Source organism: Aliiroseovarius pelagivivens (assembly GCF_900302485.1).
GTDB lineage: Bacteria > Pseudomonadota > Alphaproteobacteria > Rhodobacterales > Rhodobacteraceae > Aliiroseovarius > Aliiroseovarius pelagivivens.
In genome coordinates this window covers 475,840-498,641 of the sequence record NZ_OMOI01000002.1, presented here as the reverse complement: position 1 = coordinate 498,641, position 22,802 = coordinate 475,840, and the positions used below count along the sequence as shown (strand labels likewise).

Sequence of the window (22,802 nt, the reverse complement as noted above, 5' to 3'; positions counted from 1 at the left end):
GAAGTGTGGCGGTTCAGGCAGCCATATCGCCAGTCACAGGCCATCCGATATGAAGACGGTGCCCGACGCGGACAACGATACGTCCATCCGAGAGCGTCTTAACGTATCTGCCCTGCACCATGCTGTAGTTGCCGATCATGATGGTTCTGAGCATGAGATTCCTCCAAAATAAGGATTCTGAACACGTTCAGGATATCATGTCTGGGGTAAACCACGGGTAAACTTTCCGCGCTTTACAGGAGGTCTCGCAGGATCGGGATCAGCGGCACGTCGGCAGGCGGCATCGGAAAGTCGCGCAATTGGTTCACGCGCGCCCATTTCAGCACCTGCCCTTCGCGCGGGGTCGGTGTTCCGTTCCACTTTCGACAGGCAAACAGCGGCATCAGCAGATGAAAGTCATCATAGCTGTGGCTTGCGAAGGACAGGGGCGCAAGGCAAGACGACCAAGTGTCGATGCCCAGCTCTTCGTGCAATTCGCGCACCAAGGCTGCCTCAGGGGTTTCGCCGGGCTCGATCTTGCCGCCCGGAAACTCCCACAGTCCCGCCATGGATTTGCCCTCGGGGCGTTGCGCCAGCAGGACACGCCCGTCCGGGTCAATCAGCGCGACGGCGGAAACAAGGATAGTTTTCACGAGCGATAATCCGCGTTGATCTGGATGTAGGCGTGGGTCAGGTCGCAGGTCCAGACGGTTGCTTGGCCGTCACCGACGCCAAGATCCACGTCGATCAGCAGATCGTCCTGCTTCATGTAGGTCGCGCCAGCCTCTTCCTGATAATCGGGCGAAACCCAACCTTTTTCCGCAACCAGAATATCTCCGAACCGGATCGTTAGAAGATCGCGATCAGCATAGGCGCCGGACTTGCCGATCGCCATGACGACGCGACCCCAATTGGGATCCTCACCCGCAACTGCGGTTTTCACCAAGGGTGAGTTGGCGATTGAAAGCGCATGAATTTTCGCCTCCGCATCGGATTTCGCACCGGTCACGCGGACCTCGACAAACTTCGTGGCGCCCTCGCCGTCGCGCACGACCTGATGGGCCAGATCCAGCATCACGTCGTTCAAGGCCGTCCGGAAGGCAGTGTTGTTCTGATCGACGTCAACACCCGAGGCACCCGTCGCCGCCAGAAGCAGCGTGTCCGAGGTCGAGGTATCGCTGTCAACGGTGATGGCGTTGAAGCTGTCTTCGTTCAGGTCGGACAGCATGGCCTGCAAGTCTTCCTGGGCGATTTTTGCATCAGTGAAGATGAACACCAGCATCGTCGCCATATCCGGGGCAATCATGCCCGAGCCCTTGGCAAACCCTGCGATATGCACGATCCGGTCGCCGATCTTGACCTCGGCCTTTGCGCCTTTAGGGAAGGTGTCGGTGGTTCGGATCGCCTGTGCGGCGTCCTGCATCGCATCGGGGACCAAAAGGCCCTTCAGCTCGTCGATCTTGGCGGTGATGCGATCATGGGGCAGTGGTTCGCCAATCACACCAGTCGAGGCGGTGAAAACACGATCCTGCGGCACATCCAGCGCACCCGCAACCGCCGAGGTAATGGCGGCTACCGATCCGTCTCCGGTGGCGCCTGTGAAGGCGTTCGAGTTGCCGGCGTTGACCAGGAATGCCGCGCCCTTGTCCGAGGCACCGCCCAGTTTTGCCTGACAATCCAGAACGGGCGCAGACCGCGTGGCGGACTTGGTGAACACACCAGCCACAGTGCTGCCCGCCTGAAGCTCGGCCAGCATCACATCCAGCCGATCTTTGTACTTCACACCCGCCTTAACCGCCGAGAACCGCGCCCCGGCAATCACGGGAAGGTCGGGAAAGCTTGCAGGCGCAAGCGGCGAAACCTTATGCGTGTGGTCCTGCGCCGCAGCCAGCTTGGCCTTCAGCTTGGATACCTTCTTTTTCAGCTTTTTGATCTTCGCCGTCTTGCCCATCTTTGTCCCCTGAGGTCAGTTGTCCAGAAGTGTCATATCACGCGAGACAGCAGGGTCGATCCCCTCCAGCTCGGTGCGTTCAATTGTTGCGCCGTCCAGAAGCGCCTGCAGGGCTGTATCGACCGCATCATTCTCGATCTGAGTGGCCAATTCGGCGCGCACGTCGTCCAGTTCTGGGGCGCCGACCATGCGGGTGTCGTTCAGCTTGACCACGTGCCAACCGAATTGGGTCTGCACAGGGGCGGAAACGGCACCTGTCTCAAGCGCGAAAACGGCGTCTTCAAATGGCTTCACCATCATACCGGGACCAAACCAGCCAAGATCGCCGCCGCCAGGACCAGAAGGACCGGTCGAAAACTCTTTCGCCAGCTCGGCAAAGTCCGCGCCGCCTTCCAGTTTGGTGATCAGGTCTTTCGCTTCATCTTCGGTGGCCACCAGAATATGCGCTGCGCTGAACTCTTTCGACGGTTCCGCATCTGCATATTGTGCGTCATAGGCAGCTTGCAGGGCTTCGTCCGTTACCGCATCCGCGACGATATCGTCGACCTTTTCAGCGGCGGCCATTTCGCGGCGGGTGTTTTCCAGAATGACTGCGTTCCGGCGGCTGACCTCATCAACGGCCTGACCCAGAACGGTTTGCTGGATCAGCTGCTCGACCAGACCCGGAAACAGAACGTCATCGGGCAATTGCTGAAACTGTTGCGCCAAGCCCTGACGGGCGGCGATGACATGCGCAACGGTAATTTGTTCTCCGTTCACAGTCGCCAAAACGGTGTCTGCCTGAACCTCGACCTTGGGCATGGCGTCGTCGGTCGCGGTTTCCTGCGCGAATGCCGGAGCACCCAAAGTCAGCGAGAGGGCAAAGCCAAAGGCCGCCGCGTGGCGATAAATCATAAAAATATCCTTCAAAACAGGCCGGTTTCCCCGGCAACATTGACAGTTTTACACCCGACGCTTACATCGCTAGGGGCTTGAGAGCGTGGGTTCTTGAGCACTTAGATAGGTGGCTGGATCAGGACGGGCAAGTTTCCTCTGGTCAAACCAGCGTTAAACCGCATTGAGGCACAAAAAACATGCTTGGAAAAATCGCGCGCGCAGTCTTTGGCACCCCGAATGATCGCTTGATCAAAGCCACGAGACCCATCGTCGAAAAGATTAACGCGCTTGAGGACGAATTCGCCGGCCTGACGGATGACGGCATCGTCGCCAAGACCGAAGAATTGAAAAGCCGAGTGGCCGGCGGCGAGAAGCTGGACGCCATTCTGCCCGAGGCATTTGCCAACTGTCGCGAAGCCGCCAAGCGCGCTTTGGGTCTGCGGGCCTTTGACACGCAGCTGATGGGCGGGATTTTCCTGCACCAAGGCAACATTGCCGAAATGAAAACCGGCGAGGGTAAGACCCTTGTGGCGACCTTCCCAGCCTATCTGAACGCGCTGTCCGGCAAGGGCGTGCATATCGTCACCGTGAACGACTATCTGGCCAAGCGTGACGCGGAATGGATGGGCAAGGTTTATGGCGCTTTGGGCATGACGACCGGTGTCGTTTATCCCCACCAGGCCGATGACGAAAAGCGTGAGGCCTATGCCTGCGACGTCACCTATGCCACCAACAACGAACTTGGGTTTGATTACCTGCGCGACAACATGAAGTCCGAGCTGAAGGACATGTCCCAGCGTGGCCATAACTTCGCGATCGTGGACGAGGTCGACTCGATCCTGATCGACGAGGCGCGGACTCCGCTGATCATCTCGGGTCCGTCCGAAGATCGCTCGGAGCTTTATGTCACCGTGGATGCGCTGATCCCCGAGCTGACGGAAGAGCACTACACCATCGACGAAAAGGCCCGCGGCGCCACCTTCACCGAGGAAGGCAACGAGTTCCTGGAAGAGCTTCTGCACGCCCGTGGTTTGCTGCCGGAAGGTCAGTCGCTTTATGACCCAGAAAGCACCACCATCGTGCACCACATGAACCAAGGTATGCGGGCGCATAAGCTGTTCACACGCGACAAGGACTATATCGTTCGCGATGGTGAAGTGGTGCTGATTGATGAATTCACTGGCCGTATGATGGCGGGTCGCCGTCTGTCGGAAGGTCTGCATCAGGCGATTGAAGCCAAGGAAGGCTGCAAGACGCAGCCAGAGAACGTCACCTTGGCGTCAGTTACGTTCCAGAACTATTTCCGCCTGTACAACACGCTGGGCGGCATGACCGGTACAGCGCTGACTGAAGCCGAAGAATTTGCCGAGATCTATGGCCTTGGCGTGGTCGAAGTGCCCACCAACCGCCCCATCGCCCGGATTGACGACCATGACGCCGTCTACCGCACCCAGCGCGAGAAAAGCGAAGCCATCGTCAAAGAAATCCGCGAGTCAAACGAGAAGGGCCAACCTATTCTGGTCGGTACGACTTCGATCGAGAAGTCGGAAGAGCTGTCGCAGCTGTTGACCAAAGCCAAGATCAAACATGACGTCTTGAACGCCCGCCAGCACGAACGCGAGGCGCAGATCGTTGCAGATGCCGGCAAGCTGGGCGCAGTGACCATCGCCACCAACATGGCTGGTCGTGGTACCGATATTAAGCTGGGCGGCAATGTCGAGTTCAAGGTGATGGAAGCCATCGCCGCCAACCCCGACGCGCACCCTGATGACATCCGCGCCAAGATCGAGGCCGAACACGAAGCCGACGAGCAAGCCGTGAAAGATGCAGGCGGTCTGTTTGTTCTGGCTACCGAACGCCACGAAAGCCGCCGGATCGACAACCAGCTGCGCGGCCGTTCTGGCCGTCAGGGCGACCCCGGTCGCTCGGCCTTCTTCCTGTCGCTGGAAGACGATTTGATGCGCATTTTCGGCTCGGAACGGTTGGAAAAAGTGCTGTCGACACTTGGCATGCAGGAAGGCGAAGCCATCGTGCACCCGTGGGTGAACAAATCGCTAGAGCGTGCGCAGGCAAAAGTCGAAGGCCGCAACTTTGACATTCGTAAGCAGCTTCTGAAATTCGATGACGTGATGAACGATCAGCGTAAAGCGATCTTTGGTCAGCGTCTGGAGATTATGGAAGCCGAAGATCTGTCCGAGATTGCTGGCGACATGCGCCATCAGGTGATCGACGATCTGGTCGATCAGTATATGCCGCCGAAAACCTATGCGGATCAATGGGACACCCATGGTCTTCAGGCCGCTGTGATCGAGGATCTTGGCTTTGAAGAGCCCATCGTAGATTGGGCCGCCGAGGAAGGTGTGGATGACGATCTGATCCGCGAACGCCTGTATGATGCCTCGGATGCGTTCATGGCCAAGAAAGCCGTTGATTTCGGACCCGAGACCATGCGCTCGATCGAAAAGCAGTTGATCCTGCAAACGATCGACTCGAAGTGGCGTGAACACCTGCTGACGCTGGATCACCTGCGCTCGGTTGTTGGGTTCCGTGGCTATGCGCAGCGCGATCCGTTGAACGAATACAAGACGGAAGCCTTCCAGCTGTTTGAAAGTCTGCTGGATGGTCTGCGGTCTGACGTGACTAAGAAACTGTCTCAGATCCGTCCGATGTCGGAAGAAGAGCAGCAGGCCATGATGCAGCAAATGCTTCAACAGCAGCAGGCGTTGGCACAAGCCGCCGAGGTGTCCGAGAACGCCGCGGAAGGCTTTGACGAAAGCGACCCCACCACTTGGGGTAAACCGTCGCGCAACGACCCCTGCCCTTGTGGGTCTGGCAAGAAGTTCAAGCACTGCCACGGCAGGCTGGCCTAAACGGCGTCGCGTCGCTGTGTGGCGCGACATCCCCTGACGACAACAATATCTTGCAGGACTGCCGATAGCTAACCTATCGTAAAGCGGTATTTGACAGGATATTGTTGGTTTATGATCTATCGGCCAGAGATTGATGGCTTGCGGGCGGTTGCAGTTTTGCCCGTCATATTCTTTCACGCGGGCATTGGCCTGTTTGAGGGTGGATTTGTCGGGGTCGACGTCTTTTTTGTGATCAGTGGATATCTGATCACCTCGATCCTGATCGAAGACATCGAGCGTGGCCGCTTCAGCCTTCTTAAATTCTATGAACGTCGTGCACGCCGCATCTTACCCGCGCTGTTCTTCGTGGTGCTCTGCACCATTCCGTTTGCGGTCTTGTGGATGCTTCCCGCGCAATTGCGCGACTATTCCCAAAGCGTTGTGGCCGTCAGCCTGTTTTCCTCGAATTTCCTGTTCTGGATGGAAAGCGGCTATTTCGAGGCCGGGGCAGATCTGAAACCGCTGCTCCATACCTGGAGTTTGGCGATTGAAGAGCAGTTCTATGTGGTCTTTCCCGTCTTGCTGTTCGTGCTGTGGAAGCTGGGCCGGCGTGCTGTGATCTGGATCCTAGCGCTGATGGCACTGGTCAGTCTTGGCTTGGCTGAATGGGGCTGGCGCGACCACCCTGCTGCAAATTTCTTTCTGGCGCCCGGCCGCGTGTGGGAGCTTTTGGCCGGGTCCTTCTGCGCCTTCGCCCTGCAGCGTCGCGCCCTGCCCGGCAATGATGCCGCCGCCGCGCTTGGTATTCTTGCCATCGCGCTGTCAGTCTTTCTGTTTGACGATACGACCCCGTTCCCCAGTCTCTATACCCTGTTGCCGGTTACCGGTGTGTTGTTGATCATCCTGTTCGGACAGCAAGGCACGCGGGTTGCTGCCCTGTTATCCGCTAAACCCATCGTGGGGATCGGGCTGATCAGCTACAGCGCCTATCTTTGGCACCAACCCCTTTTTGCATTCGCACGCATTCGCAGCCTGACCGAACCCAGCCTTGGCTTGATGCTGGGTCTGGCAGCACTGTCCCTGATCCTTGCCGCGTTCAGTTGGCGCTATGTGGAACAGCCTTTCCGCGCGGGACCGAGCACGCGGTTGAAAACGCAGTCCGGTGTCTTTGCAACCAGCATTGCGGGACTGGTTTTGATCGCTGGAATCGGCGTTTTGGGCCATGTGAACAAGGGCCTTCCTGACCGGTTCTCACCCAAAGCGCGCGCGGTTCTGAAACTAAATACCGACCAGATCGACCGAACCTGCCATTTTGACGAGAAGAAGCCATGGCACGTGCCGAAGCCGGACTGTCACTTCACCACGCCGGCCGCGTCGGGCTCTGTCCTTTTGCTGGGGGACAGTCATGTCGCGGCGATTTCCGGACCGGTGGTTGCGGCCCTGAATGCAAGCGGGCGAGATGTATATGTCGGGTCATATGGCGGATGCATCCCCCTGCTGGATATGGAGCGCGTGCATAAATCCACCGCCCATGAATGTTCCGAATTCGTTGAGGCCATCCTGACTCATGCAAATGATATCGGCATTGATACGCTGGTTTTGACCGCGCGGTTCCCGGCCTATTTGTACGGCACGCGATTTAGCAATGGCGAAGGTGGCGTCGAACATGGGATCCGCATGGATGTGCGGGATCAGATGGCCGATCCGCTGGCCGCATCTCAGATGCCGCAGATTGATCTTCTGCGGACCAAGCTTGAAGAGTTGAGTAAGCGCTTCAATCTGGTTTTGGTCGACCCCATTCCCGAAGCCGGTTGGAACGTGCCCGAGCTGATCGCGAAGCGCATGTATTTCGAAGGGCGCGCTGATCAGACCCTAACAACGCCCTATTCCGTCTATGTCGAGCGCACGAAGCTTCTGGCGAAGATGTTCTCCATGCTTGAGGACCAATCGAAGCATGTTGCGGTTGCGCCGATCCATGCAAGGTTTTGCGATGCTACGTCGTCGCGGTGCATGAACTCGGAACCGGAAAGCATCCTCTATCTTGACGACGATCATCTTAGTCCCGCCGGGGCGAAACTGATCGCACCTGACATTGTGGATGCAGTTTTGTCGCTGCCGCCCCGCTAGCGATTGACGTTGAAGGATTGCCACGCCCGCGTCTGGAAAATCCTTCATCCAAGCTGGAAGCTCTGGCGCTGAGCGTGGAAAACCCTATGGTCCCCCTGTGACTCGAATTCTTCAGGATATCCTTGCGCGCCTGCTTGGTGCAGTCTGTGCGATCTCGCTGATTGGCAGTTTTGCGGCCCAGGCGCAGGATGTCACGTTGACCTCTCGTGATGGATCCATCGAACTGACTGGTCATCTTCTGACGTTCGATGGCGAGTTTTACCGCGTGGATACCGAATTCGGCATTCTGACCGTCGACAGTTCGGGCGTAAGCTGTGAAGGACCGGGCTGCCCAAGCCTTGGCCCGTTTGTGGCAGAGCTAACAATCTCGGGCGCGCACAATATGGGCGCGGTCTTGTTCCCCGCGCTGGTCGAAGGTTTTGCCTTGCGCAATGGCTATGCCCTGAAACGCGAAGAAGTTCAGGGGGTTGGGACGCTCTATACCCTTCTGGAAGGCGGCACTGGGCAAGAGGTCGCACGCTTTACCATCAAGCTGACCACCAGTTCCGAAGGCTTTGCGGATCTTCTGAGCCAGCAAGCCGATATGGTGCTGTCGATGCGGCAAGCCACCATCCGCGAGCGCGGTCTTGCGCGGGATGCCGGATTTGGTGATCTGCGTGTGGCGCGCCAAAGTCGGGTTGCGGCGCTGGATGCGTTGGTGCCCATTGTGTCGCCGGGTAATCCAGTGACGCGGATCTCGATCTCGCAACTGGCAGCGATCTTTTCAGGTAAGATCAGCAACTGGTCTGAACTGGGCGGCGAAGACGCGCCAATCACGCCCTATATGATGGATGTCGAAGAAGGGTTTGGCCCGGTTTTTATGCAAGACGTCATTGCGGCACAGGGCGTCACCCTGTCTGACCGCGTGGTGATTCACCCGAACAGCCGTACCCTTGCCGATGCCATTGCGCGTGATCCGTATGGCATCGCCATGACCACCTATACCCAGCGCGGAAGCGGTGAAGTGGTCGAGCTTTCGGGAAGTTGTGGGTTTTCGGTTCACGCCTCGCGCGCGTCGATCAAGTCCGAGGACTATCCACTGACCATGCCGATGTTTCTGTATTTGCCGGAACGTCGATTGCCTCAGATCGGGCGCGAGTTTCTGTCCTATCTGCGCACAGACAGCGCACAGTTTGTCACGCGTCGCGCGGGCTTTGTGGATCAGGCGCTGACACGTCAGCCGATCCGCGCGCAGGGGGACCGAATGGCAAATGCGATCTTTTCTGCCGGAGAAGAAGTCGCACTGTCCGAGCTTCAGCGCATGATCAACACTCTTTCCGGGTCCGAACGCCTGTCGATCAGCTTCCGTTTCCAAGGCGGCTCGACCCTTCTGGATGCGCCATCGCGATCAAACGTGGCCTTGCTGGCCGAGGCACTGGAAAGCGGACGGTTTGACGGTAATCGTTTGTCTTTCATAGGTTTTTCTGATGGTCAGGGCGCAGCAGAGCAGAACAGAACCCTATCCGAACGTCGCGCACGCGCGGTCCGGGATTTGGTTCTGGCTCAGTTGGAAGCTTTTGATCTTTCGCGTGTCGACATGCACATAGATGCCTTTGGCGAGGCGATGCCGATGGCCTGCGACGACAGCGCTTGGGGCCGCAGTGTGAACCGACGGGTCGAGATTTGGGTGGACTAAGGCGTATTCAGTTTCAGCTAAAACATTTGGATCACCAACGTCCCGACAACGCCGTAAGCGTGGCAGCGAATTGATGATGCCCCTGAACCAGAAACACCTGAACCTACAAATAGCCCTCTGAACGAAAGCTCAGCTCGGTCGATTTCCCGATGATCAAGTGATCGTGCAGCGCAATTCCCAAAGCCTTCGCCGCGTCATTCACCTGCGCCGTCATCTGAATATCGCTGTCTGATGGCGTCGGATCCCCAGATGGATGGTTGTGCACCAAAATAAGGGCCGAGGCATTCAGCTCCAAAGCGCGCTTTACGACTTCGCGTGGGTACACCGGCACGTGATCAACTGTGCCTTTTGCCTGTTCCTCGTCTGCGATCAACACATTCTTGCGGTCCAGAAACAGCACTCGGAACTGTTCGGTGTCACGATGTGCCATAGTGGTGTGACAATAGTCTAGCACTGCATCCCAGCTGGAAATCACATGGCGCTGGATCACCTTGGATCGTGCCATGCGATGGGCGGCGGCCTCGATGATCTTCAGGTCCGTGATGACAGTGTCGCCAATCCCCGCCACGGCGCGCAACCGATCGGCTGGTGCTGTGACCACGCGGTTAAAGTCCCCAAAAATCTCCAAAAGCTCGCGCGCTATGGGCTTCACATCGCGGCGCGGAATAGAGCGGAACAGCAAAAGCTCTAGCAATTCATAATCCGGCATCGCCTGTGCGCCGCCTTCGTTAAAACGCGCGCGCAATCGTTGACGGTGATCTTTGATATAGGACGGCATTTTGCCGGCCTTCATATCAATCGGCACGATCGGAGCCTCGTCCGTTTCGAACAGGCTTTGCGGCATTTCGGCGAATTGAAATTCACTGTGTTCAGTCATGGGCTTAGCCTGCCCCAAAACTGGTGAATGAAAGGTTAATGCCGCCCAGAAACAAAAACGCCCCGGCGTTTATGCAACACCGGGGCGTCTAGATTTCTGATCGGGCAATCAGCCCTTCATGCTGTCCCAGAAGCTTCTGACTTTCGTAAAGAAGCTTGAGCTTTCAGGGTTGTTCTCTTCCGACAGCTTCTCGAACTCGCGCAGCAGTTCTTTCTGCTGCGAGGTCAAGTTGACCGGCGTTTCCACGGCAAGCTCGATATACATGTCACCATTCGGACCACCGCGCAGACCGGGCATACCCTTCGAACGCAGACGCATCTGACGACCTGATTGGCTGCCTGACGGGATCTTCACGCGCGAGCGGCCACCATCGATGGTCGGAACCTCGATGTCTCCGCCAAGCGCTGCTGCGCTCATCGATACGGGAACGCGGCAATGCAAGTGTGTGCCTTCGCGGTCGAAAATGGCGTGATCGGCCACTTCGATGAAGATATACAGATCGCCCGAGGGCCCGCCGCGCATTCCAGCTTCGCCTTCGCCAGCCAGACGAATGCGGGTGCCGGTTTCAACGCCAGCCGGGATGTTCACCGACAGCGAGCGTTCCTTTTCCTTACGCCCTGCGCCGTGGCAGGATTTGCAAGGGTTCTGGATCATCTGGCCGGTGCCCTGACAGGTCGGACAGGCGCGTTCAACGGTAAAGAAACCCTGCTGCGCACGAACCTTGCCCATGCCCTGACAGGTTGGGCAGATTGTTGGTTCGGCCCCAGATTCGGACCCGGTGCCGCTGCATTCATCACACGCGACCGAGGTCGGCACGTTAATGGTTTTCTGCAGACCCGAGAACGCCTCTTCCAGCGTGACACGCAGGTTATAGCGCAGGTCCGACCCACGCTGAGCACGCGCGCGGCCACTGCCGGGACGTCCACCCATGAAGTCACCGAACAGATCGTCGAACACGTCCGAAAACGCGCTGGCGAAATCGCCTTGGCCGGGATGGCCGCCGCCGGGACGTCCGCCCATGCCGCCTTCAAAGGCTGCATGACCAAAGCGGTCATAGGCCGCCTTCTTCTCGGCGTCCTTCAGGACTTCGTAGGCCTCGTTCACTTCTTTGAACTGGGACTCGGCGTCGGGATTGTCGGAATTCCGATCTGGATGAAGCTCTTTGGCCTTCTTGCGATAGGCTTTCTTCAGCTCGTCCGCCGAAGCACCTTTGTCGGCGCCAAGAACGTCATAGTAATCACGTTTTGCCATGATGGGGTCTTCTCCCTTTGGGAGGGAGGCAGGGCCAACCTGTGGCCCCGCCATTCACCTAAGCGACTTAGCGTTTGCTGTCGTCAAGGTCTTCGAAGTCAGCGTCAACGATGTCATCGTCAACGGCCGAGGGGCCATCAGCTTCTTCCGAGGCTTCCCCCGCAGCTTCTTCTTGCTGCGACTTATAGATCGCTTCGCCCAGCTTCATGGCCGCTTCGGTCACGTTCTGAACGCCGCCTTTGATCTTGTCAGCCGACGCGTCTTCCTTGGCCAGATCGTCCTTCAGAGCAGCAATTGCCAGCTCGATGGCTTCGATCGTGGTCGGGTCGACCTTGTCGTTGTGCTCTTCCATCGACTTTTCGGTCGAGTGGATCAGGCTTTCGGCCTGGTTGCGAGCTTCGACAAGCTCTTTACGCTCTTTATCGGCCTCGGCGTTGGCTTCAGCGTCTTTCACCATTGCGTCGATGTCGTCATCCGACAGACCGCCCGACGCTTGGATGGTGATTTTGTGCTCTTTGCCGGTGCCTTTGTCTTTGGCGCCCACTTCAACGATGCCGTTGGCGTCGATGTCGAAGGTCACCTCGATCTGAGGCAGGCCACGCGGTGCGGGCGGGATGTCTTCAAGGTTGAACTGGCCCAGGATCTTGTTGTCCGCAGCCATTTCACGTTCGCCTTGGAACACACGCAGGGTTACGGCGTTCTGGTTGTCTTCCGCGGTCGAGAAGATCTGCGACTTCTTAGTCGGGATCGTCGTGTTGCGGTCGATCAGGCGGGTGAAAACACCACCCAGCGTTTCGATGCCCAGCGACAGCGGGGTTACGTCCAGAAGAACAACGTCTTTAACGTCGCCCTGCAGAACACCAGCCTGAATGGCAGCACCCATGGCAACCACTTCGTCCGGGTTCACACCCTTGTGGGGTTCCTTGCCGAAGAACTTCGAGACCTCTTCCATCACGCGCGGCATACGGGTCATACCACCGACCAGAACCACTTCGTCGATGTCGCCGGTCGACAGACCAGCGTCTTTCAGAGCAGCCTGACACGGCTTGATCGAACGCTTGATCAGGTCCGACACAAGGCTTTCCAGCTTGGCGCGGGTCAGTTTCATAACCATGTGCAGCGGCGCACCATCAGCGCCCATCGAGATGAAGGGTTGGTTGATTTCGGTCTGCGAGGCCGACGACAGTTCGATCTTGGCTTTCTCAGCGGCTTCTTTCAGGCGCTGCAGAGCCATCTTGTCTTTCGACAGATCGACCTGGTTTTCTTTTTTGAACTCATCGACCAGATACTGAACGATGCGCATGTCGAAGTCTTCACCACCAAGGAACGTGTCACCGTTGGTCGATTTCACTTCAAACAGGCCGTCGTCGATTTCCAGAATGGTCACGTCGAAGGTACCACCACCAAGGTCATAAACCGCGATGGTTTGGGTTTCCGACTTGTCCAGACCATAGGCCAGAGCAGCTGCGGTCGGTTCGTTGATGATCCGCAGCACTTCCAGGCCAGCGATCTTGCCGGCGTCTTTGGTGGCCTGACGCTGAGCGTCGTTGAAATATGCGGGCACGGTGATCACGGCCTGAGTGACTTCTTCACCCAGATAGCTTTCTGCCGTCTCTTTCATCTTGCCCAGAATGAAGGCCGAGATCTGCGAGGGCGAATACTTTTCGCCGGCAGCTTCAACCCATGCGTCGCCGTTGCCGCCATCCACGATCGAATAGGGAACCAGCTTCTTGTCTTTTTCGACAGCCGGATCGTTCATGTTGCGTCCGATCAGACGCTTCACGGCGAAGACAGTGTTGTCGGGGTTGGTGACAGCCTGACGTTTAGCCGGCTGGCCTACCAGTCGCTCTTCATCTTTGAAGGCGACGATCGAAGGCGTGGTACGTGCGCCTTCTGCGTTTTCGATGACTCGCGGTTGCGAGCCGTCCATGATGGCAACACACGAGTTGGTGGTGCCGAGGTCGATACCGATGACTTTGGCCATGCGTAATATCCTCTCTATAGGCGATGTTGTCAGGACCGACCTTGCAAAGCATCGGCCCCGGATCCCAGATTTTTACCGGTTCAGGAGTGATCCATCTCCGGCGTCTCGGCGTATATAAGTAGGCAAAATCGGCCCTGCAAGCGGTCCCGTGCCCCTATTGGAGTAAAAAGCCGAGTCATTTTGAGGATTTGCGTGCTTTTCGCCATTTTCGGACCGTCAAAGTGCCAATTCGGGATTATTGGCGTGCGGCCCAACTGGCTGAAACGTGTCTGCGCGAAAAGTTTTCTGCCATAAGACCCACCAACGTAAACACGACCGAGAAAATCAGCGGATACATCCAGTTTGTATAGTGGGGGTTGTAGTTGAGAAAAGTGAACCCGCGCGTTTGGTCGACGATATGGAACAATGGGTTCCAGCTGAACATCGCAATCACATAGAACGGAAGGGCGTTCGCCACGAACATCTTGCCGGAAGCGATCATATTCGCCCGCGAATAGATCGTTTGTGCGATGCCGGTGAATTGGGGAAGCCACGGTTTCAGTGCAAGAAAGACCAGACCGATCGCGGCACCGTTGAACCACGCCAACAAGATCATAAGAAACGCTTCGATTGGCTGATGTATTTCGATGGGCGTGAAGCCGATGTGATAGACCGTCAGAACAACAAAGATGGTCAAGATCTGAATATAGAGGGACCCCAATGCTGCCGAGATCATGGCGATCAAGGTATTCATTGGCGCGTGTTGCATCATTGGATGCGACGGACCGGATGATCCAGCCACGGCGCCCATCGCTTTGACGTTCGTTATGAAAACAAAGATGCCTGACATGAGATAGAGCAGGAAGTCGCCCCTCAGCGCAGCGCCACGCAGTCCGATTACGGTGAACATCGCATAGAACACGGCCACCATGATCACCATTTGCAACATGTTGATGGCAATTGCCGCCAGTGCGTTGGTGTGCGTGCTGCGAATGCTGTGCGCGGTCATGTGGAAAATGACCTCGAACATCGAAAGCGCTGCAGACAGCCGCGATTGTTTCTTCTTTGCCTCGAACATAGCGCTACCTTGAACGGTGATGCAGTGCTTTTTAAAAGGGAATTCTTGCTGATCCTTTACTGGTTGATCATAAGGGGGCTGCAAAATGTTATCAACAGGGCCGGATCTGGCCTTATTTAAGGAGTTTCGTTTTGGATTTTGAGCGTCTGGAAACCGTAATGCGCACGCTGGCCCTGGAAGCGGGTGACGTGATCATGGAGATCTACAACTCGGACGATTTCGATGTGCGCGCCAAGTCAGACGACAGCCCTGTGACTGCAGCGGACGAAGCTGCAGATGCGCTGATTTCTGCCGGGCTGCGGGCAGCGTTCCCGGATGTACTTTTGGTCACGGAAGAACAGGCGGACAGCCACAGCGAACAGGCGGACGCATTCCTGATCGTGGACCCGCTGGACGGCACCAAAGAATTCATTCACCGTCGCGGCGATTTCACTGTGAACATTGCATATGTCAAAGACGGAACCCCTGTGCGCGGCGTGGTTTACGCCCCCGCAAAGGGCCGCATGTTCTTTACCCGCGCCGGCGGCGAAACTGTGGAAGAGCAAGGACCGTTCCAGAAGGACACTGTGGGCGCTCTGACCCCGATCAGCGTGTCAAAGCCTGACAATGATGCTCTGTTCATCGTTGCCTCGAAATCGCACCGCGATCAGGCGACCGAGGACTACATCAACAAATACAGCGTTAGAGACAGCAAATCGGCGGGCAGCTCGTTGAAGTTCTGCCTTGTCGCCACCGGTGAAGCGGATCTGTATCCCCGCGTGGGCCGCACGATGGAGTGGGACACCGCCGCAGGCCACGCTGTTCTGAAAGGTGCCGGCGGAGATGTTGTACGCTTCGACGATCACACGCCTCTGACCTATGGCAAGCCGATCTATGAAAACCCGTTCTTCATTGCCTATGCGCCGGGTGTCGAGCTGAAGAAAGCCTGATCACGAATGGCGACGCTGATTGTCATCCCGGCGCGATACGCCTCGACCCGGTTTCTGGGCAAGGCGCTTGCGCCACTGCGGGGGGCGACGGGGCAGAAAAAGACCCTAATCCACCGCAGTTGGGACGCCGCGCAGGCTGTGCGCGGCGTCGACCGGGTTGTGGTTGCCACCGATGATGACCGCATTCGGGACGAGGCCGAAGGGTTTGGCGCCGAAGTCGTAATGACCTCGCAGACCTGCGAAAACGGAACCGAACGGTGCGCCGAAGCCCTGACCGCGCTGGGCGAAGATTTCGACGTCATCGTCAACCTGCAGGGCGACGCCCCTTTGACGCCTCCGTGGTTCGTCGAGGAACTGGTCGCCGCACTAAAGACCCATCCTGCCGCCGAGGTCGCCACGCCGGTCTTGCGCTGCGATGGCCGTGCACTTTCCGGATTTCTGGAAGACCGCAAGGCAGGGCGTGTCGGCGGGACCACTGCGGTTTTCGGGGCAGAGGGCCATGCGCTTTATTTCTCGAAAGAAGTGATCCCGTATACGCAGGGAAATGGCTGGTCAGACCACGATCAGACGCCCGTATTTCACCATGTGGGCGTTTATGCCTACCGCCCGTCTGCACTTGCCGCCTACCCGCTTTGGTCGGCAGGGCCGCTGGAGCAGCTGGAAGGGTTAGAGCAGCTTCGTTTTCTAGAGCGCGAGAAGCCCATTCAGTGCGTTGAAGTCGACGCCCGATCCCGCCAGTTCTGGGAGCTGAACAACCCAGAAGACGTTCCGCGGATCGAGTCGATTTTGCAAGAGCTTGGAGTAGAGTAGCTTTTAGGGTGCCCACGACACCCTTTGGAAAAGAATCGAGAAATGTTCTGTCTTGCCTTAGAATGGCAAAAAAAGACCATGAAGTTTTCAAACTTATCAATTAGAGAGTGAACAAATAAGCGCTACCCCCTGACGTAATGTTGTCTACTTTTCATCGGACGATAACTGCCCAATGGGACTGCCGCGAAAAGCACAAAGGTGATGTTAATGAAGCGTAAGGTTACCAAAGCGATCTTCCCTGTGGCCGGACTTGGAACACGGTTTCTTCCTGCCACGAAATCAATCCCGAAAGAGATCATGACGCTGGTTGACCGGCCCCTGATCCAATACGCGATTGACGAAGCCCGCGCCGCTGGCATCAAGGAATTCATCTTCGTGACATCGCGCGGCAAGGGCGCGCTAGAAGACTATTTCGACAACTCTCCAGTGTTGGAGCAGGAACTGCGCAAGAAGGGGAAAACCCAGCTTCTTGAGGTCCTTAAAGACACCAATATGGAATCCGGTGCCATCGCCTATATGCGCCAGCACAAGGCGCTGGGCCTGGGTCACGCGGTCTGGTGTGCCCGCCGTTTGATTGCCAATGAACCCTTCGCTGTGATCTTGCCTGATGACGTGATCGCTGCGGAAAAGCCCTGCTTGCAGCAGATGGTCGAAGCCTACGAGGAAACCGGCGGCTGCATGGTCGCAGCGATGGAAGTTCCGCCCGAAAAGGCAAGCGCATACGGCGTTCTGGATGTGAAAGAGGATATGGGCGATCTGGTGTCGACCCGCGGCATGGTCGAGAAACCCTCGATCGACGAGGCCCCATCCAACTTGGCCGTGATTGGCCGCTATATCCTGACCCCGGACGTGTTGCGCAGCCTGAACCAGATCAAAACCGGTGCTGGTGGCGAAATTCAGCTGACGGACGCGATTGCAGAAGAGCTGGCACAAGGGCGCGATGTCTTTGGTTATCGCTTCCGCGGACAGCGTTTCGACTGCGGATCCAAGGCCGGGTTCCTGCAGGCCACGGTGGCCTTCGGAATGGCCCGCGAAGAACTTCGGGACGAGTTCACTGGCTATCTGCACGATCTGATGGCCCAGAACAAAGCTGCCGAGTAATTCTGCGTGACGGGTGGCGTTTCCGGTCTGTGGTCCTTGTATCGGATGCGCCTGAAACGTCGACGCCTGCTTTGGCGTTCGATCCGATCCCGGCGACAGCTGACCCAAGTTGCGGACCGCACCGCCCAGATTGAACAAGATCAGGTTCTGGCGTTTGTCGTGTTGCGCAACGAAATGCAGCGCCTGCCCAATTTTCTGACGCATTACCGTCGTCTGGGTGTTGAGCATTTCCTGATCGTGGCCAACGATTGCACGGACGGCAGTGCCGAGTATCTGGCCCAGCAGCCCGATGTTTCCCTGTGGAGCACCGATGCCAGCTATAAATCCGCGCGGTTTGGCGTAGATTGGCTGACGTGGCTCCAGTTTCGATATGGCCACGGCCACTGGTGCCTGACGGTCGATGTCGACGAGCTGTTGATCTATCCGCATCATGACCAGCGGCCCCTGCCCGCGCTGACACAGAGGTTGGAGGCCACAGGCGCGCAAGCGCTGGGCGCGCTGATGTTGGATCTTTATCCCAAAGGTCCGCTGGGTTCGGTGTCGGTGGGTGCTGATGCTGATCCCATCGACGCTCTCCCTTGGTTTGATGCTGGATCGTATCGTGCGGTGCGGCAGGCTCCGATGCAAAATCTGTGGCTTCAGGGTGGCGCGCGCGAACGCGTGTTTTTTCCAGAGAACCCATCACGTGGTCCGACCTTGAACAAGTTGCCTCTGGTCAAGTGGTCGCGTCGCTTCGCCTATGCAAATTCCACCCATTCCATTCTGCCGCCACACCTGAACAACGAATGGGATGGCCCGCCCGTAATCAGCGGCAAGGACCAGCTTTCGGGCGTTTTGCTGCACACCAAGTTCCTTCCCGGCGTGATCGAGCGTTCCGAGGAAGAGAAGACGCGGCGCGAGCATTTCGGGCAGCCCGACCAGTTCGATGCCTATTATGACGCGATCGGGGATGCGCCAGACCTGTGGCACCCGGACGCGCACCATTTCGAAGACTGGCAACAGTTGGCGCGTCTGGGATTGATGTCGACAGGGGGCTGGGCCTGATCTGCATCGGGGCTGTGTGCGTGAAAGGACTTACGCGATGTATGGAAGAAGTTTAGGATTTGGATATAAAGCAATAGTGGGTCGCGCGCAGCTCGTGCCTAAAACGGGTTATGGGCGCACACACATGCAGATACAGGTGCAAACAGACAGGGTATGATTTGGGCGCTTTGACTTCATATCGTCTAAGGCTGAAGCGCAAGCGCCACCAAATCCGCGCGTTTCGCAAGCGGCGTGAACTGACCTCTGTTCAGAACCGCACCGCGCAGATCGCGCCTTCTGACATCCTTGTCTTTTCGACCCTTCGCAATGAATTGGTCCGGCTACCTTATTTTCTGAAGTATTACCGAGACTTGGGCGTAAACCACTTCGTGATCGTGGATAATGGCTCGGATGATGGGTCGCGGGAATACTTGGCACAGCAAGATGATGTGTCACTTTGGACCACGCAGGCCAGCTATAAACGGGCGAAGTTCGGTGTGGATTGGCTGAACTGGCTACAACGCAAATATGGACATGATCACTGGTGCCTTGTGGTCGATACGGACGAGTTTTTGGTCTATCCCTTCTGCGATACGCGCCCGTTGCGTGCGCTGACTGATTGGTTGGACGCAAGCGAGATCAGAAGTTTTGGCGCCATGCTTATGGATATGTACCCAGAAGGCCCGATCGGGGCCGAGACGTACGAGGCAGGCCAAAACCCGCTTGAAATCACCAAGTGGTTCGACAGCGGTAACTACACCATCCAAAAGAACGCACGATATCGGAACCTGTGGATCCAAGGCGGCGTACGCGCCCGTGTCTTTTTCGACGACAATCCAGAGCGCGCTCCGGCGTTGAACAAGATCCCATTGGTCAAGTGGCACCGGTCGTTTGCGTATACCAGCTCGACCCACATGCTTTTGCCGCGCGGGTTGAACTTGGTGTATGATGAAACCGGTGGCGAGAAGGCCTCGGGCTGTCTTTTGCACACCAAATTCCTGGACACGTTCGAGACGAAATCCAAGGAAGAGCTGCAACGCCGCCAGCACTATGCCAACAGCCAAGAATATCGTGCCTACAGCACCCGGATCTCAGAAGACCCGATCCTGTGGTGTAAATGGAGCGAAGAGTACATCAATTGGCGGCAGCTTGAGGTGTTGGGCCTAATGTCCAAGGGGAACTGGGCATGAGCTTGGGCGTCGTCATGATCGTGCACGAGGCCCTGCACCGCGCGACCCAACTGGCGCGTCACTGGGCCGATCATGGCTGTCCCGTGGTGCTTCACGTCGATCAGCGCGTGGGTCGCGATGCCTATAATCGTTTTGTCGAAAGCCTGTCTGACTGTGACAATATCCTGTTTTGCGATCGGCACCGCTGCGAATGGGGTACTTGGTCCCTTGTGGAAGCAAGCCAAACTGCGTCCGAGCTGATGTTGGCGCGCTTTCCAGACGTCCAGCATGTGCTGTTGGCTTCGGGCAGTTGCCTGCCTTTGCGCCCCGTCGCTGAATTGACGGCCTATCTGCGCGCCCGGCCCTCGACCGATTTCATTGAAAGCGTCACAACCGAAGACGTGCCTTGGGCCATTGGTGGGCTGAACACAGAACGGTTCACGCTGCGGTTTCCGTTCTCGTGGAAGCGCCGGCGCCGGCTGTTTGATGCGTATGTGCGGCTTCAGCGACGGGTTGGGTATAAGCGTCGTATTCCATTGGGGGTATTGCCGCATTTGGGCAGCCAATGGTGGTGCCTGACACGACACACTTTGTCGGCCATCCTGAACGATCCGCGACGCGCGGTGAATGATGCCTATTTCCGACGGGTGTGGATCCCGGATGAAAGCTATTATCAGACCCTATCCCGCCAGCATTCGAAGAAAATCGAAAGCCGATCCCTGACCCTGTCGAAGTTTGATTTTCAGGGAAAACCGCATGTGTTCTATGACGATCATCTGCAGCTTCTTCGGCGGTCGGACTGTTTTGTTGCGCGCAAAATCTGGCCGCATGCGAACAGGCTCTATACCAGCTTTTTGTCGGACAGCCCCAGTCTCAGCGCCGAGGCCGAGCCGAATCCGGGCAAGATTGACCGGATTTTCGCTAACGCTGTTGATCGGCGGACCAAGGGTCGGCCCGGCTTGTTGATGCAAAGCCGTTATCCTCATCAGCGGTGGGGCAATAGCCTGACAGCTGAACCCTATGTGGTTCTGGAAGGATTTACCGAACTGTTCCGCGGGTTCGAGCCCTGGCTGTCCAGTTTTGGCAAAGTGCGGGTGCATGGGCATCTTTTCGCCCCTGATCGTGTGCATTTCGAAGGCGGCGAAACCGAGTTTTTTGGGACTCTCTCATCCTCGGCCGCGTTGCGCGACTATGATGCCAGTGGATTTCTGACCAACCTAATTTGGAACACGCGGGGGGAACGGCAGTGTTTCCAGTTTGGCGCGGCGGACAATCAGGACATCACATGGGACATCACACGTGACGCCAATGCGCGGATCCATGTCATCACGGGCGCGTGGGCTGTGCCTTTGTTCCTTTCTGACGGCAAGTTTTCCGACATTCGCCGCGAGGCTGCCCGCCTTCAGAGGATCGAAAGCGAACACCTTCGCGTCCTACGATCTGGTCACGCCCGTGCACGCATCAAAATCCAAACCCTGTCCGACTTTGTTCTAAACCCGATCGAGCCGCTTCAGGATGTTGTGGACCAGCTTGCGATCCGGGAACGGCCCAAGCTTACCGAACCACCCGAGATGGTGCATCTGGGCGGGTTTGGGCAGTTTTTGCAAAACCTGAAAAACCAGGGGATGCATCCGCATCTTGTGGGTGATTTCCCAACCGACTATTCGCCCGAGCCAATTCAGCCCGAGCGAGCCATGCCCTATTTGGTGACAAAGTAATATGACCAAGAAATTCGACTGTTTTATCATCCTCGCCGAGATGCGCACGGGGTCCAATTTTCTGGAAAGCAATCTGGATCAGTTCGATGGTCTTCAATGCTATGGGGAAGCGTTCAATCCCTATTTCATGGTGAATCCCGAGCTGAAAGACCTGTTTGGCGTGACCGTAAAGCAGCGGGACAAGAACCCGGTGCGTTTGCTTGATCAGATGAAAGAGAACACCGATGGTATTCCCGGTTTCAGGTTCTTTCACGACCATGACATGCGGATTTTCGAGCATGTGATCGACGATCCGCGCTGCGCCAAGGTGGTCCTGACGCGCAATCAGGTTGAAAGCTATGTGAGCCGCCGGATTGCCTGGGCAACACAGCAGTGGGCGCTGACCAACGGCAAAGATGCCAAGAAGTTTCGCGTTCGATTTGATTCAAGCGAGTTCGAGAATTTCTTCTACGAATACAAAGCCTTCCAGCTGAAGATCAAAAACCGGCTACAGAAGACCGGCCAAACAGCGTTCTATATCGACTATGAAGACACTCAGGACATCGAGTGCGTCAATGGTCTGGGCAAGTTTCTGGGGGCAGAGCACGAGATCACCAAGTTCTCGGGCAAGTTCAAAAAGCAAAACCCCGAGAGCCTTGCAGATAAAGTCCGCAACATGGACGAACTGGTTGAAACGGTCCGCAATATTGATCTGTTTGACCTCGGCAAGGTGCCCAACTTTGAACCAAGCCGCCCACCCGCAGTACCGACCTATATGACCGCGGGAAATGCTCCGCTGATGTTCCTGCCGATCAAAGGTGGCCCGGTCGAGCGCGTGCAAGGCTGGATGCAGGGCTTCGGGGAACTGTCTTCGGAATTTACGCAGAAGTCTCTGCGCCAGTGGAAGAATAGAAACAAAGGGCATCGCACTTTCACCGTACTGCGCCATCCCGTTGCGCGGCTTCATGCAGCCTTTTGCACGCACTTCCTGCAAGATGGTCCCGAGACATACTGGGAGATCAAGACCGCGCTACGCGAGAATTACGATGTTCCCCTTCCCGAGCATCTACCCGATTCCAACTGGGATAAAGCAGCCCACCGCACAGCGTTTATCGCCTTCGCAGATTTTGTAAGTCGAAATCTGGTGGGCCAGACCGGCATTCGTGTTGATGCAGCTTGGGCGACCCAATCTGCTGTTATCAAGGGATTCTCCGAGTTTCAGCTGCCGGATCGGATCCTTCGGGAAGACGAACTTAAGGACGGATTGTTGGCGCTTGCACAGGATGTGGGTCTTGGTGCACCTAAAGTGCCCGCGCAACAAAGCGACACGCCGTTCGAGCTTGGCCAGATTTATGATGACGAGGTCGAAGCCGCGGTGAAAGCGGCCCATCAGCGCGACTATATGATGTTCGGCTTCAAGCCCTGGGGCAAAACCTGACAGGCCGCG

The 22,802-nt window shown here is 56.9% G+C and carries 18 protein-coding genes; 10 read left to right on the top strand and 8 right to left on the bottom strand.

The genetic code is table 11. The features are described from left to right. Positions 1-13 precede the first annotated feature (13 nt). The 4 genes from ALP8811_RS16405 to ALP8811_RS14565 all read right to left on the bottom strand — a co-directional run bounded on the left by ALP8811_RS16405 (position 14) and on the right by ALP8811_RS14565 (position 2,824). Complete coding sequence (locus tag ALP8811_RS16405; protein ID WP_181363782.1) at positions 14-154, bottom strand: hypothetical protein; 141 nt, start codon at positions 152-154, stop codon at positions 14-16. Between the two features lie 79 nt (positions 155-233). After that, positions 234-632: an 8-oxo-dGTP diphosphatase MutT gene (mutT, locus tag ALP8811_RS14575; protein WP_108857985.1), complete on the bottom strand. Its 399-nt coding sequence runs from the start codon at positions 630-632 to the stop codon at positions 234-236. Then, a complete protein-coding gene (argJ, locus tag ALP8811_RS14570; protein WP_108857984.1) occupies positions 629-1,930 on the bottom strand; it encodes a bifunctional glutamate N-acetyltransferase/amino-acid acetyltransferase ArgJ in 1,302 nt (433 codons plus the stop codon). Before argJ ends, mutT begins: the two co-directional genes overlap by 4 nt. Before the next feature lie 15 nt (positions 1,931-1,945). Next, entirely contained in the window at positions 1,946-2,824 is an 879-nt protein-coding gene (locus tag ALP8811_RS14565; RefSeq protein ID WP_108857983.1) for a peptidylprolyl isomerase, read from the bottom strand. Between the two features lie 179 nt (positions 2,825-3,003). Here ALP8811_RS14565 and secA point away from each other — a divergent pair, with 179 nt between their 5' ends. From secA to ALP8811_RS14550, 3 genes are all read left to right on the top strand, one after another. Beyond that, positions 3,004-5,676, top strand: coding sequence for a preprotein translocase subunit SecA (secA, locus tag ALP8811_RS14560; protein ID WP_108857982.1), 2,673 nt, complete (start codon positions 3,004-3,006; stop codon positions 5,674-5,676). Between the two features lie 111 nt (positions 5,677-5,787). Beyond that, entirely contained in the window at positions 5,788-7,782 is a 1,995-nt protein-coding gene (locus ALP8811_RS14555; protein WP_108857981.1) for an acyltransferase family protein, read from the top strand. 97 nt (positions 7,783-7,879) lie between these two features. Then, on the top strand, positions 7,880-9,457 hold the full coding sequence (locus ALP8811_RS14550; protein WP_245924671.1) for a phosphate ABC transporter substrate-binding/OmpA family protein: 1,578 nt from the start codon (positions 7,880-7,882) through the stop codon (positions 9,455-9,457). A gap of 103 nt (positions 9,458-9,560) precedes the next feature. Here the strand turns inward: ALP8811_RS14550 and radC are convergent, their stop codons facing one another. The 4 genes from radC to ALP8811_RS14530 all read right to left on the bottom strand — a co-directional run bounded on the left by radC (position 9,561) and on the right by ALP8811_RS14530 (position 14,626). After that, positions 9,561-10,334: a RadC family protein gene (gene radC / locus ALP8811_RS14545; RefSeq protein ID WP_108857980.1), complete on the bottom strand. Its 774-nt coding sequence runs from the start codon at positions 10,332-10,334 to the stop codon at positions 9,561-9,563. Positions 10,335-10,442: 108 nt separating this feature from the next. Next, entirely contained in the window at positions 10,443-11,585 is a 1,143-nt protein-coding gene (dnaJ, locus tag ALP8811_RS14540; protein ID WP_108857979.1) for a molecular chaperone DnaJ, read from the bottom strand. Between the two features lie 67 nt (positions 11,586-11,652). Continuing rightward, on the bottom strand, positions 11,653-13,569 hold the full coding sequence (gene dnaK, locus ALP8811_RS14535) for a molecular chaperone DnaK (protein ID WP_108857978.1): 1,917 nt from the start codon (positions 13,567-13,569) through the stop codon (positions 11,653-11,655). A gap of 235 nt (positions 13,570-13,804) precedes the next feature. Then, on the bottom strand, positions 13,805-14,626 hold the full coding sequence (locus ALP8811_RS14530; RefSeq protein WP_108857977.1) for an ABC transporter permease: 822 nt from the start codon (positions 14,624-14,626) through the stop codon (positions 13,805-13,807). Positions 14,627-14,757: 131 nt separating this feature from the next. Here ALP8811_RS14530 and cysQ point away from each other — a divergent pair, with 131 nt between their 5' ends. From cysQ to ALP8811_RS14495, 7 genes are all read left to right on the top strand, one after another. After that, positions 14,758-15,555, top strand: a complete 798-nt coding sequence (gene cysQ / locus ALP8811_RS14525; RefSeq protein WP_108857976.1) for a 3'(2'),5'-bisphosphate nucleotidase CysQ — start codon at positions 14,758-14,760, stop codon at positions 15,553-15,555. 6 nt (positions 15,556-15,561) lie between these two features. Beyond that, a complete protein-coding gene (locus ALP8811_RS14520; protein WP_108857975.1) occupies positions 15,562-16,365 on the top strand; it encodes a 3-deoxy-manno-octulosonate cytidylyltransferase in 804 nt (267 codons plus the stop codon). A 207-nt stretch (positions 16,366-16,572) separates the two neighbouring features. Next, a complete protein-coding gene (gene galU / locus ALP8811_RS14515) occupies positions 16,573-17,466 on the top strand; it encodes a UTP--glucose-1-phosphate uridylyltransferase GalU (RefSeq protein WP_108857974.1) in 894 nt (297 codons plus the stop codon). 6 nt (positions 17,467-17,472) lie between these two features. After that, positions 17,473-18,510 (top strand): glycosyltransferase family 2 protein, encoded by a 1,038-nt coding sequence (locus tag ALP8811_RS14510; protein WP_306418714.1) that lies wholly within the window; start codon positions 17,473-17,475, stop codon positions 18,508-18,510. A 158-nt stretch (positions 18,511-18,668) separates the two neighbouring features. Beyond that, positions 18,669-19,679: a glycosyltransferase family 2 protein gene (locus tag ALP8811_RS14505; RefSeq protein WP_108857972.1), complete on the top strand. Its 1,011-nt coding sequence runs from the start codon at positions 18,669-18,671 to the stop codon at positions 19,677-19,679. Beyond that, positions 19,676-21,376, top strand: a complete 1,701-nt coding sequence (locus ALP8811_RS14500) for a DUF5927 domain-containing protein (RefSeq protein WP_108857971.1) — start codon at positions 19,676-19,678, stop codon at positions 21,374-21,376. The genes ALP8811_RS14505 and ALP8811_RS14500 overlap by 4 nt, the downstream gene beginning before the upstream one ends. 1 nt (position 21,377) lies before the next feature. Further along, positions 21,378-22,793 carry a nodulation protein NodH gene (locus ALP8811_RS14495; RefSeq protein WP_108857970.1) on the top strand — a complete coding sequence of 472 codons (1,416 nt, stop codon included), beginning with the start codon at positions 21,378-21,380 and terminating at the stop codon, positions 22,791-22,793. The last annotated feature ends 9 nt before the right edge of the window (positions 22,794-22,802 follow it).

What these genes read in the sequence shown, in the direction of transcription:
- ALP8811_RS14555 (WP_108857981.1), top strand. Translation starts at nt 5,788, where the DNA reads ATGATCTATCGGCCAGAGATTGATGGCTTGCGGGCGGTTGCAGTTTTG.
- argJ (WP_108857984.1), bottom strand. Translation starts at nt 1,930, where the DNA reads ATGGGCAAGACGGCGAAGATCAAAAAGCTGAAAAAGAAGGTATCCAAG.
- ALP8811_RS16405 (WP_181363782.1), bottom strand. Translation starts at nt 154, where the DNA reads ATGCTCAGAACCATCATGATCGGCAACTACAGCATGGTGCAGGGCAGA.
- secA (WP_108857982.1), top strand. Translation starts at nt 3,004, where the DNA reads ATGCTTGGAAAAATCGCGCGCGCAGTCTTTGGCACCCCGAATGATCGC.
- ALP8811_RS14530 (WP_108857977.1), bottom strand. Translation starts at nt 14,626, where the DNA reads ATGTTCGAGGCAAAGAAGAAACAATCGCGGCTGTCTGCAGCGCTTTCG.
- ALP8811_RS14565 (WP_108857983.1), bottom strand. Translation starts at nt 2,824, where the DNA reads ATGATTTATCGCCACGCGGCGGCCTTTGGCTTTGCCCTCTCGCTGACT.
- ALP8811_RS14500 (WP_108857971.1), top strand. Translation starts at nt 19,676, where the DNA reads ATGAGCTTGGGCGTCGTCATGATCGTGCACGAGGCCCTGCACCGCGCG.
- ALP8811_RS14495 (WP_108857970.1), top strand. Translation starts at nt 21,378, where the DNA reads ATGACCAAGAAATTCGACTGTTTTATCATCCTCGCCGAGATGCGCACG.
- ALP8811_RS14520 (WP_108857975.1), top strand. Translation starts at nt 15,562, where the DNA reads ATGGCGACGCTGATTGTCATCCCGGCGCGATACGCCTCGACCCGGTTT.
- galU (WP_108857974.1), top strand. Translation starts at nt 16,573, where the DNA reads ATGAAGCGTAAGGTTACCAAAGCGATCTTCCCTGTGGCCGGACTTGGA.
- radC (WP_108857980.1), bottom strand. Translation starts at nt 10,334, where the DNA reads ATGACTGAACACAGTGAATTTCAATTCGCCGAAATGCCGCAAAGCCTG.
- dnaJ (WP_108857979.1), bottom strand. Translation starts at nt 11,585, where the DNA reads ATGGCAAAACGTGATTACTATGACGTTCTTGGCGCCGACAAAGGTGCT.
- dnaK (WP_108857978.1), bottom strand. Translation starts at nt 13,569, where the DNA reads ATGGCCAAAGTCATCGGTATCGACCTCGGCACCACCAACTCGTGTGTT.